The sequence below is a fragment of the Deefgea tanakiae genome (genome assembly GCF_019665765.1).
GTDB classification, from domain to species: domain Bacteria; phylum Pseudomonadota; class Gammaproteobacteria; order Burkholderiales; family Chitinibacteraceae; genus Deefgea; species Deefgea tanakiae.
Window position 1 is genome coordinate 1,139,700 of sequence record NZ_CP081150.1, and the last position, 17,261, is coordinate 1,156,960.

At 48.6% G+C, this 17,261-nt stretch carries 15 protein-coding genes; 6 read left to right on the forward strand and 9 right to left on the reverse strand.

Annotation, left to right across the window (positions count from 1 at the left end; genetic code table 11):
- Positions 1-3: 3 nt before the first annotated feature.
- From K4H28_RS05405 to radC, 5 genes are all read right to left on the reverse strand, one after another.
- Positions 4-1,515, reverse strand: a complete 1,512-nt coding sequence (locus tag K4H28_RS05405) for a serine hydrolase domain-containing protein (RefSeq protein ID WP_221007363.1) — start codon at positions 1,513-1,515, stop codon at positions 4-6.
- Positions 1,516-1,564: 49 nt separating this feature from the next.
- Positions 1,565-3,091: a serine hydrolase domain-containing protein gene (locus K4H28_RS05410; RefSeq protein ID WP_221007364.1), complete on the reverse strand. Its 1,527-nt coding sequence runs from the start codon at positions 3,089-3,091 to the stop codon at positions 1,565-1,567.
- Positions 3,092-3,159: 68 nt separating this feature from the next.
- Positions 3,160-4,161, reverse strand: coding sequence for an AraC family transcriptional regulator (locus tag K4H28_RS05415; protein WP_221007365.1), 1,002 nt, complete (start codon positions 4,159-4,161; stop codon positions 3,160-3,162).
- A 71-nt stretch (positions 4,162-4,232) separates the two neighbouring features.
- Positions 4,233-5,453 (reverse strand): branched-chain amino acid ABC transporter substrate-binding protein, encoded by a 1,221-nt coding sequence (locus tag K4H28_RS05420; RefSeq protein WP_221007366.1) that lies wholly within the window; start codon positions 5,451-5,453, stop codon positions 4,233-4,235.
- Positions 5,454-5,728: 275 nt separating this feature from the next.
- Positions 5,729-6,403 carry a RadC family protein gene (gene radC / locus K4H28_RS05425; protein ID WP_221007367.1) on the reverse strand — a complete coding sequence of 225 codons (675 nt, stop codon included), beginning with the start codon at positions 6,401-6,403 and terminating at the stop codon, positions 5,729-5,731.
- 50 nt (positions 6,404-6,453) lie between these two features.
- Here radC and coaBC point away from each other — a divergent pair, with 50 nt between their 5' ends.
- A complete protein-coding gene (gene coaBC, locus K4H28_RS05430; RefSeq protein ID WP_221007368.1) occupies positions 6,454-7,656 on the forward strand; it encodes a bifunctional phosphopantothenoylcysteine decarboxylase/phosphopantothenate--cysteine ligase CoaBC in 1,203 nt (400 codons plus the stop codon).
- A 74-nt stretch (positions 7,657-7,730) separates the two neighbouring features.
- Positions 7,731-8,183 carry a dUTP diphosphatase gene (dut, locus tag K4H28_RS05435; protein ID WP_221007957.1) on the forward strand — a complete coding sequence of 151 codons (453 nt, stop codon included), beginning with the start codon at positions 7,731-7,733 and terminating at the stop codon, positions 8,181-8,183.
- A 136-nt stretch (positions 8,184-8,319) separates the two neighbouring features.
- Here the strand turns inward: dut and ahpF are convergent, their stop codons facing one another.
- The 4 genes from ahpF to K4H28_RS05455 form a co-directional block, all read right to left on the reverse strand.
- A complete protein-coding gene (gene ahpF, locus K4H28_RS05440) occupies positions 8,320-9,882 on the reverse strand; it encodes an alkyl hydroperoxide reductase subunit F (protein ID WP_221007369.1) in 1,563 nt (520 codons plus the stop codon).
- A gap of 174 nt (positions 9,883-10,056) precedes the next feature.
- On the reverse strand, positions 10,057-10,620 hold the full coding sequence (gene ahpC / locus K4H28_RS05445; protein ID WP_221007370.1) for an alkyl hydroperoxide reductase subunit C: 564 nt from the start codon (positions 10,618-10,620) through the stop codon (positions 10,057-10,059).
- A 167-nt stretch (positions 10,621-10,787) separates the two neighbouring features.
- A complete protein-coding gene (locus tag K4H28_RS05450; RefSeq protein ID WP_221007371.1) occupies positions 10,788-11,549 on the reverse strand; it encodes a CHAD domain-containing protein in 762 nt (253 codons plus the stop codon).
- Positions 11,542-12,219: an HAD family hydrolase gene (locus K4H28_RS05455; RefSeq protein WP_221007372.1), complete on the reverse strand. Its 678-nt coding sequence runs from the start codon at positions 12,217-12,219 to the stop codon at positions 11,542-11,544. The genes K4H28_RS05450 and K4H28_RS05455 overlap by 8 nt, the downstream gene beginning before the upstream one ends.
- A gap of 56 nt (positions 12,220-12,275) precedes the next feature.
- Here K4H28_RS05455 and K4H28_RS05460 point away from each other — a divergent pair, with 56 nt between their 5' ends.
- The 4 genes from K4H28_RS05460 to K4H28_RS05475 all read left to right on the forward strand — a co-directional run bounded on the left by K4H28_RS05460 (position 12,276) and on the right by K4H28_RS05475 (position 17,241).
- The gene (locus tag K4H28_RS05460; RefSeq protein WP_255573631.1) at positions 12,276-12,677 is read left to right on the forward strand and encodes a YchJ family protein; all 402 of its coding nucleotides are present in this window, start codon (positions 12,276-12,278) and stop codon (positions 12,675-12,677) included.
- Positions 12,674-14,002, forward strand: a complete 1,329-nt coding sequence (locus K4H28_RS05465; protein ID WP_221007373.1) for a leucine-rich repeat-containing protein kinase family protein — start codon at positions 12,674-12,676, stop codon at positions 14,000-14,002. The genes K4H28_RS05460 and K4H28_RS05465 overlap by 4 nt, the downstream gene beginning before the upstream one ends.
- Before the next feature lie 118 nt (positions 14,003-14,120).
- Positions 14,121-14,765 (forward strand): TetR/AcrR family transcriptional regulator, encoded by a 645-nt coding sequence (locus tag K4H28_RS05470; protein ID WP_221007374.1) that lies wholly within the window; start codon positions 14,121-14,123, stop codon positions 14,763-14,765.
- Between the two features lie 19 nt (positions 14,766-14,784).
- Positions 14,785-17,241 (forward strand): acyl-CoA dehydrogenase, encoded by a 2,457-nt coding sequence (locus K4H28_RS05475; protein WP_221007375.1) that lies wholly within the window; start codon positions 14,785-14,787, stop codon positions 17,239-17,241.
- Positions 17,242-17,261: the final 20 nt, after the last annotated feature.

Consider the following 17,261-nt stretch of genomic DNA (forward strand, 5'->3'; position numbering starts at 1 on the left):
ATTTTAATCCTTTGGGCTTGTGACTAAATGGCCTGTGGCTTGGCCGCTATTGTATTCATCATCGGTGTATTTGAGATCAACGCTGTTTTTGTTGAATTTGAATGCGTATTTCCAATACGTAGAGCCCTCGTTGTAGCGAGTTGTTAGCTCCAGTGTTGTTTCATTGAGCCAACGACCTCGGGCGTGTAGCTTAAGATTATTGGCGCTGCTATCTGGCTTGCTGCGATAAGCGCCATCGATACCGACCGGCCAGATGTTTTTGCCTTTAGCAAGCCAATCACCTTTCCAGTCTACTTCCCAAATTAAAGCGCCATCATCCTTAGGGTCCGGCTTGATATTGATCGCTTCTATGCCCCATGGCTTTGCCGCAAAACGCCACGTTTTGTTGTACCAATTCTTGCCTAAATCACGCGTGTTGCTGACTTCGGGCGATGAACCTAGCGCACGGATCGTCTCCGTCAATTGCGCTTCTGCTGCTGTATTCGCGGGTAAGGGGCTGCTGTTTTTGGCTAATTGATGCAATTGATTGAGGGTTGATTCATCGATATTTTGGTCGGGAATCCTCCCCGTTGTCACGATCACCAACTGCTGTGTTGGATCTACACGAATAAATTGCCCGTGTCGACCTGCTGCTTGAAAATACTGCTGGCCTAAATTTAACCAAAAACCACGGCGATAGGCATAAGTTTGTGCTGCCTTGGCATCCGCGACCAAATTAGCGGTCCAGCCGACGGGCAGTAAACGCTCGCCTTGCCAAACGCCATCTTGCAGCCATAATTGCCCAAGTCGCGCTAAGTCGTGCGGTTTGAGCATTAAATCAGCCTCGCCGATGGTTTGGCCTTGTGGACTTTTCCCCCAAGTGAACTGTGTAATCCCTAAGGGTTTAAAAAGTTGCTGCTGCGCGACGTCTTGCATCGGCTTGCCCCAAGCCTGCTGTATGACTTCGGATAGCAAATTCATATTGCCACCGTTGTAATTAAAAGTCCGACCCGGTTTATCGTCCATTTTTTGCGTGAGAACGAATTGATTCCAGTCGGGGCTTTTAATCATCTGATACGCGCTCGATTGCTCTGTATACGGCCACTCATGCCAAGCAATCCCTGAATGCATATCGACCAGATTGCCGAGCGTGATCGCGGCCTTGCGTGGGTCAATATCGCCTTTGAGCTGTTCAGCAAAAAAAGGCCGCATCGGCTGATCGAGGCCTTTGAGTTTGTCTTGCTGAATTGAAATTCCCAGCATCGTTGAGGTAACGCTTTTGGTGACTGAACGCAGGTCGTGCAGGGTATTGGGCTGGTAAGGATAAAAATAGCTATCTAGAACAATATACCCATTACGCATGATTAAGATGCTATCAATGGGTTTGCCAGATTTTTGAATCTCTTTTAGCGCTGCATTGAGCTGTGCTGAATCGATCCCTTGCGCTTCGGGTGAACTGGTGGGTAAGTCATTCGTGCTGGAGTAACTCAAACCACTCGCCAGCAGTAGAATCAAACTACAAAATTTCATCCGCATAATTAAATTCCTTGCTGGTCGAGCTATCAAATTGACGTGAATAAAATGCCTAGCGCAGGCTGCCTTGGCTGGCGACGGAGTCGTTCATATTGAGCAGGGTGGCTTTTTTGCCTTTGAATTTGATTTTGTAATTGACGCTGTACGATTCATCCACGTCCATCGCCTCGAATTGTAAGGTGTTGTTGTCCAGCCATTGTGCTCGCGCGGCGCGCATTGATTCTGGGCCTGATTTTTGCCAACGATTATCGACAGGCTTTACAGGGGTATGCAGCCATGTATCACCCAAATTGGCTTGGATGATGAAGGGTTGGTCACCTAGACCTATGCTGCGTGGTGACATTGTGATGGTGGCGACATCATCGTTAAATTCAAACGTCAGTTGATTTCCCCAGAATGTCGTGTTTTCTAAATCAATTTTTCGTTTATTGATGGTTTTTTCGAGTGGTGAGCGCAGTTTTGAGGTAGCGGTTGGTGTGGCAAGCTGCGTGATTTTGTCTTGTAGCGCAGCGAACGCGATTGGGTTTTCATCGCGTGGGTCTTTAATTTTTAAATAGTATTCGCGCAGCGCACTGAGACCAAAATCAGAACGGTCTTGATTGCGTGAGGTCATCACGACTATGATGTCGTCTTTTGGGAAAACAGCAATAAATTGCCCTCGTGCGCCTAGTGCGCTATACCACTCACGATTTTTCTCTACCCACCATTGTGCGCCGTAATGGGTTTCAGCCCATGCATTAACCATTGGCGATGTGGCGTATTGCACCCAGCTAGCAGGCAGAATTTGCTTACCTTGCCATGCTCCGTTTTGTCGATAGAGTTCACCTAGTTTAAGCATGTCGCGTGGCATGATGTAGAGTCCGCGTCCACCGCCAATATGGCCTTGTTGGTCGAGATTAACCCAGCGCGTTTTAGTAATGCCTAGTGGCTTAAATAGACGCTGATCTGCATAGTCGGCTAAAGAGCTACCGAGCGTAGCTTCACCCAAAATACCCAGTAGGTCTGAGCCTCCGCTGTTGTAGTTGTAACTACCTGTCAAATCGGCTTCGATGGGCAATTTAAGAAATGCATCGACCCAATCTGATTGTTGTTTGACCATTAACCAATCTGTTCCTTCTCCACTATCTTTCCATAACAAGCCCGTTTTCATGCCCAGCAATTGCTCAACAGTAATCAGTTTGGCATTCGGCAAGTCGGCGTATTGCGGCAAAATATCGGCGACGGTGTCGGTTAGTTTGAGCTTGCCATCGCTAATCAACATGCCAATCAAAGTTGCCATAAAGCTTTTGGTGACTGAGTTGACTTGATGCGGAATGCCCGCATGAAAAGGCGCAACGTAAGCTTCGAGCACCACTTTGCCATGGCGCGCGATGATGATGCTTTCCATATCAAAGCCTGGCGTTTGCAAGTAGCTGAGCATTTTGGTGAGCTGGGCCGAGTCGAGGCCGACCGATTCAGGTGTGGCGGTCTTAAATTGCGCTAAAGCTTGATTTTGCACTTTGGGCGAGCTGGATAAGTCACTTGCAAATACTGAGCTGAGGCTGAATGCGATGACGACTGATATGAGGTGGCGCTGCATATTTATCCTTGGGTATTGATGTAAGAGTTATATTTAGCAATGCTTGTAATCAAATACACTTAATGGTGCTATCTTCGTTTCTTGACTGGCACACAAAGCTTGTAAGTAAATTCAGTACTGGTGACCAGTATTTCTTGCGGATCTTTGATTGGCCCTAGCGTATGGCCGGGGCGGCTTTCATCAAACGCCCATTTACTCTGCGGTAAGTAATAGTTAAAAACGTACTCGGCCAAAATCATCGAATCGGCGACGGTGCCGCAAAAATCGACCACTAAATATTGCCCCGCAACAAGTTCGGCGACGAGGTGCTTAGGTTCAGCTTTAAATTCGGCATCAACCAACAAGCCAACGGCGTAAGCGCAGTGTTGATGATCGGTGACGTTAGGGTTGTCGATCATGCGTGAAACCAAGCTGCTGTTCGCATTCGTTAATCCGTGTGCTTGCCCCCAGTGCGCGACGCGTTGCCAGAGCGTAAACATTTGCTCAAGTTCAACGCCATTTTGCCAAAAATACACCCATCGATAATTCGGCATTTTTTCAAATTTAAGACCTGAAATTTGCCTTGGTAATTCACCGTTTCTGGCAGCTTCCAGTGCTGCTTGGAGCTGTGTATCGGGTATTGATTCTATGAGTTTATCTGTATGGGGTACTTTGCAATTCTTGCTATCTTGCAAAATGTTTTCATTGTTTTTGTGAGATTGCTGACGCCAGTTGTAGCTTAAACCGTCCAGAGTCCATTGTTCGCCTTTACGCCAGTCGCGTGCTGTCATGCCAAAGTGATTACGAAATGCACGCGAAAACAAGGCTTGTGATTTAAAGCCACAATCAAGCGCAATTTGCTGCATGGGGAAGGGCGGGTAAATCAAGAGCAAATTGGCTGCTCGTTCAATGCGAACGCGGCGCAGGAAGTCATTCGGCGTTTCGTGCTGAATCGCGGTGAACACGCGGTGAAAATGATAGGGGGAAAAATGGGCGGCTTTTGCCAAGTCGGCCAATTGAATGTCTTGATCAAAATGAGCGTGGATGTAGCTGATGGCTAAATGAATGCGGTGGGCGTGATCATCAATCATGAGGGACTTTGTGATTGCTGTGATGAAAAAAAGGGAAGCCTGAGCTTCCCTTTGTCGTACTTAGTCAAAAATTACTGGGCTGCTGGTGCTGGGCCTACGATTTCTTTCATGACCCATTTACCGCCTTTGACTGCGTAAATGGTCACTGAGCCATCTTTCAAGTCGCCTTTTTCGTCAAATACGATAGGGCCAGTGATGCCTTTGTATTCAGTTTTAGCAAGTTCTGGCAAGTATTTTGCCGGTTCTGCAGAACCTGCTTTTTGCATCGCGCCGATCATGACTTTAACTGCGTCATAAGTGAATGGTGCGTAAAGTTGAACGTCGGTACCAAACTTGGTTTTGTACGCGACGAGGAATTCTTTACCACCTGGCATTGATTCAGTTGGAACGCCTGGGATAGAAGCCAACATGCCTTCAGCATCGGCACCCGCCAATTTGATGAACTCTGGTGTTTGTACACCGTCACCACCCATGACCACGGCAGTGATGCCCAATTTTTTAGCTTGTTTTTTCAGTGGTGCGCCTTGTGCATCCATACCGCCAAAGAAAATCAAATCAGGCTTGCTGCCTTTAATGCCCGTCAAGATGGCGTTGAAGTCCGTTTCTTGGTTGGTCGTGAATTCGCGTTTAACGATCGTTGCACCTGCTGCTACGGCTGCTTTTTCGAATTCATCCGCCAAACCTTGGCCGTAGGCAGTGCGGTCGTCGATGATGGCGATTTTCTTCGCGCCATTTTTAACGGCGAATTGACCCAATACTTTACCTTGCTGCGCATCATTAGCCATCACGCGGAAAGCAGTTTTAAAGCCTTGTGCCGTGTAGGCAACAGCAGTTGCAGATGGAGAAATTTGTGGGATGCCCGCGTCATTGTAGATTTTTGATGCAGGGATAGTTGTGCCAGAGTTCAAGTGACCAATCACGCCGTTTACTTTTTGGTCAACAAAACGTTGTGCAACTGTAGTTGCTGTTTTTGGGTCGGCTTGGTCATCTTCTGAAATCATTTCGACCATCAGTTTTTTACCGCCGATGTCAACACCGCCTGCTGCATTGATTTCGTCGATGGCCATTTTTACGCCATTTTCGTTGTCTTTACCCAAATGAGCGATATTGCCTGTCAATGGGCCTGCTTGGCCGATTTTGATGACAGTAATTTCAGCCGCCGGTGCTGGCGCTGCTTCTACAACTGAAGCGGCTGGAACGCTAGCTGCTTCTGGTGCTTTAGGTTCTTGTTTGCCGCATGCAGTGATAGATAAAACAGCTGCTGCGATAAGGCTGAGACGAGCGATGGTCATCGAGTTTCTCCAGATGGTCGAATATTTTTCTGTAAGTACAAGTAAAAATTCAAGTACCTTGCCATTAGAAGGCAATCAATCTTGCTTGGGCAAATTGAGCGCTCAAATGAGTGTTTTCCTGTATCTGTGTAGCAACAGTCCTGACTTAAACTGAGCGTAACAGATGCTTTTTCACTGTTTTATTGGGTTTTTTTGTCTACGAGGGAGGTGTTTTTTTTACTGCTGCTTGACTTGGAGTGTTGCAAATTTGCTACTGAGGCGCTGATTCTTCGTGTTTAGAGGTGGCCGAGTTCTGCGAGCGATACCACTGCATGCTCTGCAACAATGAAGTGATCTAGTAGCTTGATGTCGAGCAATTCAAGGGCGTGCTGTAATTGGCGAGTCAGTAATAAATCGGCGGGTGAGGCTTCGGCGCAACCCGAAGGGTGATTGTGAGCGACGATCAGCGCTGCGGCATTGTGCTCGAGCGCACGGCGCGCTAGCTCACGCGGATAAACCCGCGTTTCGGCCAAAGTGCCTGAAAATAGTTTTTCAGCGGCGATGAGCTTGTAGCTATTGTCTAAAAATAGGCCATGAAATTCTTCGTGATTCAAACCACGTAAACGCAACTGTAGAAAATCCCTCACGGCAGCGGGATTGGTGAACGAGTCGCGCGCTTTGAGTTGCTCGATGAGTGCGCGGCGGCTCATTTCGAGCACCGATTGCAATTGGGCATATTTAGCACTGCCAACGCCATTGATGGCATCAAAATCGCTCAGTTTGGCTTGAAACAAGGCTTGCAAAGAGCCGAAGTGCAGCAGCAAATCACGAGCTAAATCTACGGCGCTTTTGCCGGGAATCCCAACGCGTAAAAAGATCGCCAGTAATTCAGCGTCGCTGAGTGTAGCTGCGCCATGCAACAGTAATTTTTCACGGGGGCGAGAATCTGCGGGCCAATCGGTGATGGACATCGTGGTTTCTTGTTAAACTGTGATCATTCGCTATAGCAGAGGCTTACGCTGTGAGTCATAAAAAAATCGTTTTAGGTGTTACTGGCGGCATTGCTGCGTACAAATCGGCTGAATTAACACGGCTCTTGGTTAAAGCAGGCTATCAAGTGCATGTGGTAATGACTGAAGCCGCCACGCATTTTGTCGGCGCGGTGACGTTTCAAGCTTTGTCGGGTCATCCGGTGTTTGTCGATCAGTGGGATGCGCGCATGCCCAATAATATGGCGCACATTGATTTGACGCGGGGCGCGATGGCAGTGCTGGTTGCGCCAGCTTCAGCGGACTTTTTGGCTAAAGTTGCGCATGGCCATTGTGATGATTTGCTTTCGACCTTGGTCGCGGCTCGAACTTGTCCGTTGATTGTCGCGCCAGCGATGAATAAGCAGATGTGGGAAAACCCCGCCAATCAGCGCAATGTGGCGCAATTGGTTGCCGATGGCGTGGTTATTTTTGGCCCTGGATCGGGCGAACAGGCTTGTGGCGAAGTGGGTGACGGCCGCATGCTGGAAGCCGAACATATTTTTGAGTTTTTTGAAGCGGGTTTACAGCCTAAGTTGTTACTTGGACGTATGGTATTGATTACCGCAGGCCCGACTTTTGAACGCATCGATGCCGTACGCGGCATTACCAATACCAGCTCGGGCAAAATGGGCTACGCCATTGCGCGCGCAGCCTACGAGGCTGGGGCTGAGGTGATTTTGGTGTCAGGCGAAACGGCTTTACCAACGCCAGTTGGTTCACGCCGGATTAATGTGCAAAGTGCGCAGCAAATGCTCAATGCGGTAGATAATGAAATTGCCACCGCTGATATCTTTATCGGTGTGGCCGCGGTGTCGGATTACTATGTACTTAATCCATCAGAGCAAAAAATCAAAAAAGACGCCCACATTCTGACCTTGGAGTTGGGGCCGAATCCCGACATCTTGGCCAATATTACGGCCAAACCCAATCCGCCATTTTGCGTGGGTTTTGCCGCTGAATCAGAAAATCTACTCGAATACGCCGAGGCGAAGCGTAAACGCAAAAAACTGCCCTTGCTCGCCGCCAACCTTGTGCAGCAAGCGATGGGGCGCGAAGATAATGAATTGATTTTGCTCGATGACAGCGGCGAAACCCGTCTGACGCGCGCACCTAAGCTGGATATTGCTCGCAAATTGATTGCACACATTGCCCGTTTGTACGATGCAGAGCAGACCGCTAAAACCGAGCAGTAGTCATGCCTTGTAAGGTCCTACTCATGCGACTTAGTGCTGGCATGCCCCATTATTTTTAATCCAACTAGGAAAATATTATGACCACCATCGACGTTAAAATTTTAGATGAGCGCTTAAAAGAAAATCTACCTGCGTATGCCACTAGCGGCTCTGCTGGCCTTGATTTACGTGCCTGCTTGGACTCATCGGTTGAACTCGCACCAGGTGCAACTACTTTGGTGCCAACGGGTATGGCGCTGCATTTAGATGATGCCGGTTTAGCTGCGATGATTTTGCCACGCTCAGGCTTGGGCCATAAGCACGGTATCGTCTTGGGCAATTTGGTCGGTCTGATTGATTCAGATTATCAAGGGCAAATTTTTGTTTCCGTCTGGAATCGCGGCAGCACCAGCTTTACGATTCAGCCGCTTGAGCGTATCGCCCAATTGGTGATTGTGCCTGTGGTGCAAGTTGGTTTTAATATCGTTGATGAGTTTGCTGAGAGCGATCGCGGCGAGGGTGGTTTTGGGAGTACTGGTAAGCATTAAGCCATTTAATGTTTGGGTATTGCTGGGTGTATTGTTTGCCATGTAATGATAAATATAGGCTGTAGCCAAATACCAAGATAAATGGCTCGCTCTTGTCTTAATAAAAAACCGCCAGTAAATGGCGGTTTTTTATTAGCTATTTTCCATCCCTAATCAAATAATCAAACGCACTGAGCGATGCTTTTGCCCCTTCGCCCATCGCAATGATGATTTGCTTGAACGGCGTAGTGGTCGCGTCGCCAGCGGCAAAGACGCCGGGCATTGAGGTGCGGCCGTGGCTGTCGACTTCAATTTCGCCGCGAGGGCTCAAATCGAGGGTGCCTTTGAGCCAGTCGGTATTGGGCAATAAGCCTATCTGTACAAAAATACCTTCCAGCTCCACATGTTGCGCATCTCCACTAATTCGGTCGTTGTAGGCTAGCCCGTTGACCTTTTTGCCATCGCCCAAGACTTCTGTTGTTTGTGCGTTGGTGATGATGCTGACATTGCTCAAACTGCGTAATTTCTTTTGCAATACGGCATCAGCGCGCAAAGTGTCGCCAAATTCAAGCAAAGTGACATGCGCGACGATACCCGCCAAATCAATAGCCGCTTCAACACCTGAATTGCCGCCGCCAATGACCGCAACGCGCTTGCCTTTAAAGAGCGGGCCGTCGCAGTGTGGGCAGTAGGCGACGCCACGGCCTCGGTATTCTTGTTCGCCCGGTACATTCATCTCGCGCCAGCGTGCGCCTGTTGAGATGATGACACTGCGGCTTTTCAGGGTTGCGCCGTTGGCGAGTTGGATTTCAATCAAATTGCCTGAAGCGGTGTCACTCGCAGCGATTTTTTCTGCGCGCTGCAAATTCATAATGTCTACTTCGTATTCACGCACATGGCTTTCTAGCGCGGCAACCAGCTTGGGGCCTTCGGTTTGCTTGACTGAAATAAAGTTTTCTATGCCCATCGTGTCGAGCACTTGGCCGCCAAAGCGTTCGGCAACGATACCAGTGCGGATGCCTTTTCGTGCCGCATACACTGCCGCTGAAGAGCCTGCTGGCCCGCCGCCTACGATCAATACATCGAACGGTGCTTTGGTGCTGATCTCTTCGGCTTGGCGCGCGCTGCTGCCGGTGTCGATTTTGGCTATGATTTCTTCCAGACTCATGCGGCCTTGGCCAAAGGGCAGGCCATTGAGCAAAATTGTCGGCACGGCCATGATTTGGCGTTCGGTGACTTCGGCTTGATAGAGTGCGCCGTCGACCATTTCGTGGCGAATGTTCGGGTTCAGTACCGATAGTAAATTAAGCGCCTGCACCACGTCTGGGCAGTTGTGGCACGACAGAGAAATGTAGGTCGTAAATTCAAAAGAACCTTGGATGCCCTTAATCGTTGCAATCGTAGCGTCGTCAACTCGCGGCGGGTGGCCACCCGTTTGTAGTAAAGCCAAAATCAGCGAAGTAAATTCATGCCCCAGTGGAATACCAGCAAAACTCACTCGAGGTGCTTCGCCCACTCTAGCAATCGCAAATGAAGGCTTGCGGGCATTTTTTCCATCGAATCGCACGCTGATTTTGCTATTGAGTGCAGCGATTTCACCGATTAATTCGCGAATTTCAGCTGCGGCGCTGCTATCGTCCAATGAGGCAATGAGTTCAATCGGTTGTTGCAATTTTTCGAGGTAAGCCGATAGCTGGGCTGTGATGTTGGCATCAAGCATGTTTGTAACTCCGGTGAATTTTATTGATAAGCCGAATCGTGGGTATGTCAGCGTAGGCTTTAATTAGTAATGGCTACGGATTAATACCTGGCTAGTATTGTGTTGAATGGGCTGATCATTAAAATCCAAGCCGCCGTAGCGGCAAGGATTAAGAATGCATTACTTTTGGCGAACTTAGATTTTGCCAACCAAGTCGAGTGACGGTTTTAGTGTTGACTCGCCCGGTGTCCATTTTGCTGGGCACACTTCACCCGGATGGCTAGCTACGTATTGGGCTGCTTGCACTTTGCGCAATAGTTCTTTTGCATCGCGGCCAATGCCAAGATCGTGAATTTCTGCGACTTTGATTTCGCCTTCTGGATTGATGACGAATGTGCCACGCAGTGCTAAGCCTTCTTCTTCGATCATTACGTCAAAATTGCGGGTGATCGTGCCAGTTGGGTCGCCAATCATTGGGTATTGGATTTTGGCGATGGTATCTGATGCGTCGTGCCATGCTTTGTGGGTGAAGTGGGTATCAGTTGATACTGAATACACTTCAACGCCAAGCTTTTGGAATTCGCTGTAAACGTCAGCCAAGTCGCCTAATTCAGTTGGGCAAACGAAAGTGAAGTCGGCTGGGTAGAAAAATACGATAGACCATTTACCTTTTAGTGACTCGTCACTTACTGGGGTGAACTGGCCATTGTGAAACGCAGTTGCTTTAAATGGTTTGATAACAGTGTTGATGATAGCCATGGTGTAATTCCTTTGTGGTGTGTATTTGAAAGCGACGAAGTGAATGATAAAGAAGCTTGATAAATAGTTGAAATTGTATGTTTCAATGTTTTCGTTAGTTAATTTCAATCAACATGGCTGTGGTGTGGGCTGATGGGTAATCAAGAAGACTTTGTTGTATCTTCACGCTAAGGCAATGTAGGTGCGTTCATTTCCAGCAATTGGGTGATGAGTTTGTTCCAGCTGCGTTCAGTCGATTCAAATACGGACTGGTGGATTTCTGTATTTGCAAACCATAGCGTCAAGGTGTGCTTGTCTTGAAGGTGGCCGAGCGCTGTTTGCGCAGTTTTTAGCGTGGGTAATAGGTTTGTTGTGCTGGCTAGTGACCAATCTGCGGCTAATTCGGTTAGGTAGCGCAGTTGCTTGATGGTGATACGGCGGTGGTGCCAATCGTTGAGGCTGGGTGTGCTGGTGAGGTTTTCATTCAATAGTGATTGGCGCAATTTGGCTTGTTGCTGCTGGATGCGTCGTTTAAGTTGCCGACGTAGGTCAAGGCGAAGGTGCGCTTGTTGTAGGGTTTTGTGGTGCAGGCTTTGCAGTTGTGGTGAACTCAAAATCGTTTTGAGTTGAATGATGCCGATGCTGTAGTGTTGCTGAAGGGATTGTTTTTGCACTGCGATGATCTGCTTGCCGAGCAAGTCCATCATAACTTCAGCGTCGCGCGGTGAGTTGCTGAGTTTGGCTAGCCCACGCCAAGCTCGCAAAATGGACTGGTCGGGTTGCTTCTTGCTTGATAATGCCAAGGGTAGCAGCGTACGTAAACTACGCAATTGCACGCGAAAATCATGTAGTGCTTCTGTGTCGCAGCCGCTCAGCAAAGCTTGGCGGCTGCGCTGCAGGCGATTGAGTTGCTTTGCAATCAGTAATAGATAATCAGCGTTATTACGCATGCTCGGCCGCTAGTATGGCTTTGGCTTGGTGGAGTGAATCAATGATTTCCAGCCCCAGGGCTTGCGTCTCAGGCAGTGGCGGGCGCAGGTCGGGCACCATAAAAACGCGGCATCCTGCGGCGTGGCCAGCTTGAGCGCCAAAGTTAGAGTCTTCAAAGACAATGCATTCAGACGCTTGTGTCTTGAGTTGTGCAATGGCTTTGAGGTAAATGTCGGGTGCAGGTTTGGGGTGGGTGATTTCATCGCCACATACGGCAAATTGAAAGTACGGTAGTAATTGCGTGGTTTCAAGGTGATGAATGGCAATGCTGCGCCGTGTTGAAGTTGCAACTGCGCACGGTATTGTTTGTTGTTTCAGATAATCTAAAAGCTCAATGACGCCCGGCCGCAAGTCAATTGCGGTGTTGCTGCGCTCTAGGTAAATCTCGTGCGTTCTTGCTCGCAGGGCGGCCACAGGGAAATTATCGCCTAACTCACTACGCAGATAGTGTTCGGTTTTGGATGAGTGCATCCCAATCATGCCCAGCGGGATGTGTTCGCTGATGTTGTGGCCAAGTTCAAGTGCCGCGTCGTGCCAGCAGGCGAGTGACATGCGTTCGCTATCAATGAGTAATCCATCCATATCAAAAATGGCGGCGGTGATTTTTGTGCGGCTTGTGGTGATTTTCATTGCCTTATTCACGATTTATTTCAACAATACGCCAGTTTACTCGCCTTGAAGCTCAAATGACTGCCAAAAATACCCAACTTAAGCTAATAAACTGCCCCTGTGGACGTGCTGCAAGTTATGAAAAATGCTGTGGTGTGTATCACGATAATCTTGCTGCGCCCACGCCTGAAGATTTGATGCGCTCACGTTATAGTGCCTATGTGCTGGGCTTGGCTGATTATCTAGCGGCGACTTGGCATGGGTCGACTCGTCCGGCTGATTTGGATTTAACTGAAGATACTGAGGTGAAGTGGTTGGGATTAAAGGTCGATTTTGCTAGTGAGGCTGGTGACGAGGGTGTGGTGCATTTTGTTGCTCGCTACAAGGTCGGCGGAAAGGCGCATCGCTTGAGTGAAAAAAGTCGTTTTATTCGTGAGGACGGACGTTGGTTTTATCTCGATGGTGAGGTAGAGCAATGAGCGCGCATACTTTGCAGCAGCTTCAATCGGGAGAGCTAAAAGGGATTAAAAGGCTGGATTTGTCGTGTGGACTGACCGAATTCCCATCGGAGATTTTTGATTTGGCCGATAATTTGGAGGTGCTCAATCTATCTAGCAATCAGTTATCCAGTCTGCCGAATGACTTGTGGCGCTTGCACAAGATGCAAATCATTTTTTGCTCGGATAATTTATTTACTGAGCTACCTGCTGTCTTGGGCGCTTGCCCCGCGTTGACGATGATTGGATTTAAGGCCAACCAGATTGCTTCGGTTCCGGCTGCATCTTTGCCAAAATCACTGCGTTGGTTGGTGTTGACTGATAATCGAATTGTTCAATTGCCGGATAGCTTGGGTGATTGTGTTGGCTTGCAAAAATTGATGTTGGCGGGTAACCAATTGCGCGAACTGCCTGTGTCGATGGTCAATTGCCAGCAGTTAGAGTTGATTCGCTTGGCGGCGAACCAATTTGCGGAGCTGCCTGCGTGCTTGTTTGAGCTGCCTCGGCTGTCTTGGTTGGCCTTGGGTGGGAATCCTTTGGGGGATGACTTGGTGGCACAGCGCCTTGCGCAGCAAAATTTGGCTCAAGTGCCTTGGTCGGCACTGACAGTGGGTTCACTTTTAGGTGAAGGGGCTTCGGGTGCGATCTATCAAGCTCAGTATTGCTGTACTGAATCTGTAAAGTCGGGTGTCGCGCTGAAATTGTTTAAGGGGCAAGTAACCAGTGATGGCCTGCCTGAAACCGAAATGGCGACATGCAGTGCTGCGGGTTCGCATCCAAATTTGATTGGTGTGTTGGCGCGGTTGGTGGGGCATCCTGAATGTGTGCAAGGCCTGTTGGTGCCTTTGATTTTGCCTGAGTTTTCGGTGTTGGCGCGGCCGCCCAGCTTGGTTAGTTGCACCCGTGATATGTATGCCGACGATTTGAGTTTGAGCGTGTCGGTGGCGATCCATATTGCACGATGCGTCGCCAGTGCTGCGGCGCACTTGCATCAACGTGGGGTTTTGCATGGTGATCTGTATGCGCATAATGTTTTGCGTAATGCGGATGGATATGCGTATCTTGGGGATTTTGGTGCCGCTGCATTCTATGATAAAGACAGTTTGTCGGCGCAATGGATCGAGAGGGTCGAAGTGAGGGCTTTTTCTTGTCTGTTGGAGGAGTTGCTGGCACGAGTGAATTGGTCGTCTGATCTGGCTCAATTGAAGCAAGATTTGTATCAGCTTCAATCGGAGTGTGCGCAGGCTAAAGTTATGCAACGCCCAGATTTTGTGGGTGTTCTAGCTGCTTTGGGTGTTGTGTTGTAGAAAAATCTAGGTAAATTCCCTAAATTAGTGATTCCTACTTGACATATGTAGTGACAGGATTTAACTTTCAAACAGTCGTTTGAATTTGACTTAAATCAAGTTATTACTGGGGTAGGAAATGGAAACCGGAAAAGCGCTAGAAACATCGCAGCGCATTTTAGATGCCGCCGAGTTGTTATTTGTTGAGCATGGTTTTGCTGGTACTTCAATGCGGCAAATCACCAGTGCTGCCGGTGTCAATATCGCGGCTGTTAATTATTATTTCGGCTCAAAAGATGGTTTATTTCAAGCTGTCTTTGAGCGTCGCGCAGAGCCTTTTGCGCAACTTTCAATCCGCAAAATCGACGAACTCACTACAAATAAAAACGATTATTCCGCCATCGAAGTAGCGCAGGCATTTATGACCGCAGCGATGGAGATGGGAAGCAATCCAGAGTACGGTGGCCTAGTTTTTGTGAAGTTACTTGCTCGTAGTTATGTCGAACCCAATCCTGTCTTAAAAGAAAAACTTCCGCAACGCTATGGTGAATTGACCCGCAAATACTTGGCTGCGCTCAGTCATGCCTTGCCGCATCTATCGAACGCAGAAATCAATTGGCGCTTTCATTTTATGACCAGTGCAATGTTTAACGCGTTTGCGGGTAATAACGTTATGCGTTTATTTATGGCGCAGCCCTTAGTCAATGCGCGCGACCCTCAGCTCGTTGCTGAGATGTTGATGCCATTTATTGCTGCGGGCCTCAATAGCCCAGCAGCGCAATAAAAACCACTCGGAGAATCACATGTCCATCTTAATTTGCATTATTGCTGTTGTGGTTTTGTTGGGGGTGTTAGCGTATTCGCGAGCACCACTATGGTGGAGTTCATTGCTCTTGTTGATTGGCGCTGGCTATGCCGTCTTGCAGCAGGGGGCGCATCCTGCTGTGACGGGTATCTTGTTGGCTGCATTGTTGGTGCTTAATCTCAAACCAATACGTCGCGCTATTTTGACTGGTCCTTTGTTTGCTGTGTTCCGCAAAATTACCCCGCCGATGTCGCAAACCGAACAAGAAGCCGTCGATGCCGGTACGGTGTGGTGGGATCGCGATCTCTTTTCGGGTAAGCCTGATTTTGCCAAATTGCATCAATATGCAGCGCCAAAGCTGAGTGCGGAAGAAGAAGCTTTTTTAAATGGCCCAACTGAGCAATTGTGCGAAATGCTAAATGACTGGGATATCACGCAAAAGCGCAAAGATCTCTCTCCTGAAGCATGGGATTTCATTAAGAAAAATGGCTTTTTGGGTTTGATTATCAAAAAAGAATTTGGCGGTAAAGAATTTAGTAACTATGCCCACGCCCGCGTTGTGACCAAGATTGCGACCCGTTCTGGCTCGGCCGCCGTCACGGTAATGGTGCCAAATTCACTCGGCCCAGGTGAGTTGCTTCAGCACTACGGCACGGCCGAGCAAAAAAACTACTATTTGCCACGTTTGGCTGTCGGTGAAGAAATTCCTTGTTTTGCATTAACCAGCCCAGAGGCGGGTTCTGATGCGGGCGGAATTCCTGACTTTGGTGTGGTGACGCGTGGTAGCTATACCGATCCGCGCACCGGCGTTTATTTTGAGAATGTGCTCGGGATTCGCCTGACTTGGGAAAAGCGCTACATCACGCTCGGCCCTGTCGCGACGATTTTGGGTTTGGCGTTCAAGTTGTACGATCCAGATCAATTGCTGGGTGACAAAGAAGATATCGGCATTACTTGTGCTTTGATTCCAACGGCACACGAAGGTGTTGAAATTGGCCGTCGTCATTATCCAGGCACTAGCGCGTTCCAAAATGGCCCGAACTGGGGTAAGGACGTATTTATCCCGATGGATTGGGTGATTGGCGGGCAAGATTTCGTCGGCAAAGGTTGGAAAATGCTGGTCGAATGCTTGTCGGTTGGGCGCTGCATTTCCTTACCTGCGATGTCGGTGGCGACTGGGATGTTGTCGTCGTACACCACGGGTGCATATGCGCGGATTCGTAGTCAATTTGGTTTGTCGATTGGTCGCTTTGAAGGGGTTGATGAAGCCTTGGGTCGTATCGGTGGCTTGACTTACCAAATGGATGCGGCGCAACGATTGGCGCTCACCGCATTGGATTCAGGTGAAAAACCATCGGTAATCTCGGGGATTTTGAAATACCACAATACCGAAAAAATGCGCAAAGCATTGAACGATGCAATGGATGTGCATGGTGGTAAAGCGGTATGTATTGGCCCGCGTAACTATCTGGCTCTTGGCTATCACGCCATACCTGTTGCGATCACTGTCGAAGGCGCAAATATTCTAACGCGCAGCATGATTATCTTTGGTCAAGGTGCAATTCGCAGCCATCCTTTTGTTCTGCGTGAATTAAAAGCGGCGATGAATAAAGATTTGGTGGCGTTTGATGATGCGGTGATCGGTCATATTGGCTTTGCGATTTCAAATATGGTGCGCAGCATTTGGATGGGGTTGACTGGTGCTCGATTTGTTTCTGCACCTGTTGATGGACCAACGGCACAAAACTATCGCGATATCGTGCGTTTCTCATCTGCTTTTGCCTTCTTGGCTGATACCGGCATGGCGACGCTCGGCGGTAGCTTGAAGTTTAAAGAGAAGCTGTCTGCTCGCTTGGGCGATATGTTGTCGAATTTGTACATCGCGACAGCGGCGTTGAAAAAATTCCACGACGATGGTCAACCGAAAGAAGATCGTCCATTGGTACGTTGGGCGGTAGAAACTGCGCTATACGACTGCCAAGAAGCAATGCACGGCTTTTTAGCTAACCATCCAAATCGTTTTGTTGCTTGGTTTGCGCGTCGAGTGGTGTTTCCTTGTGGTATGACTTTGGCGCAGCCTGCAGATCGCGTTGGTACTCGGATTGCACGCAATTTGATGGAGCCTTGCGCATCACGTGATCGCTTGGTGCAGTTTATGTACCGTAGTAAAGATGAAACCGATTCGGTTGGTGTGCTTGAGCATGCATTGAAAGCAGTGATTGCGACTGAAGGCATCGAAAGCAAATTGCGCCGTGCGCAACGTGAAGGCCAGCTTAAATCAATTACCGCTAAAGCTCGTTTACAAGAAGCATTGTCGTTGGGCTTGATTACGGCCGATGAACATACTGAGATCGTGAGGGCTAGACGCTTAAAACGCGAAGTGATTATGGTTGATGATTTTGATTCAAATTTAGAAACTGCCGATGTAGACGCAATTCATCGGTCGATTGTGTGAAGCAGAATAAATGTTGGTGA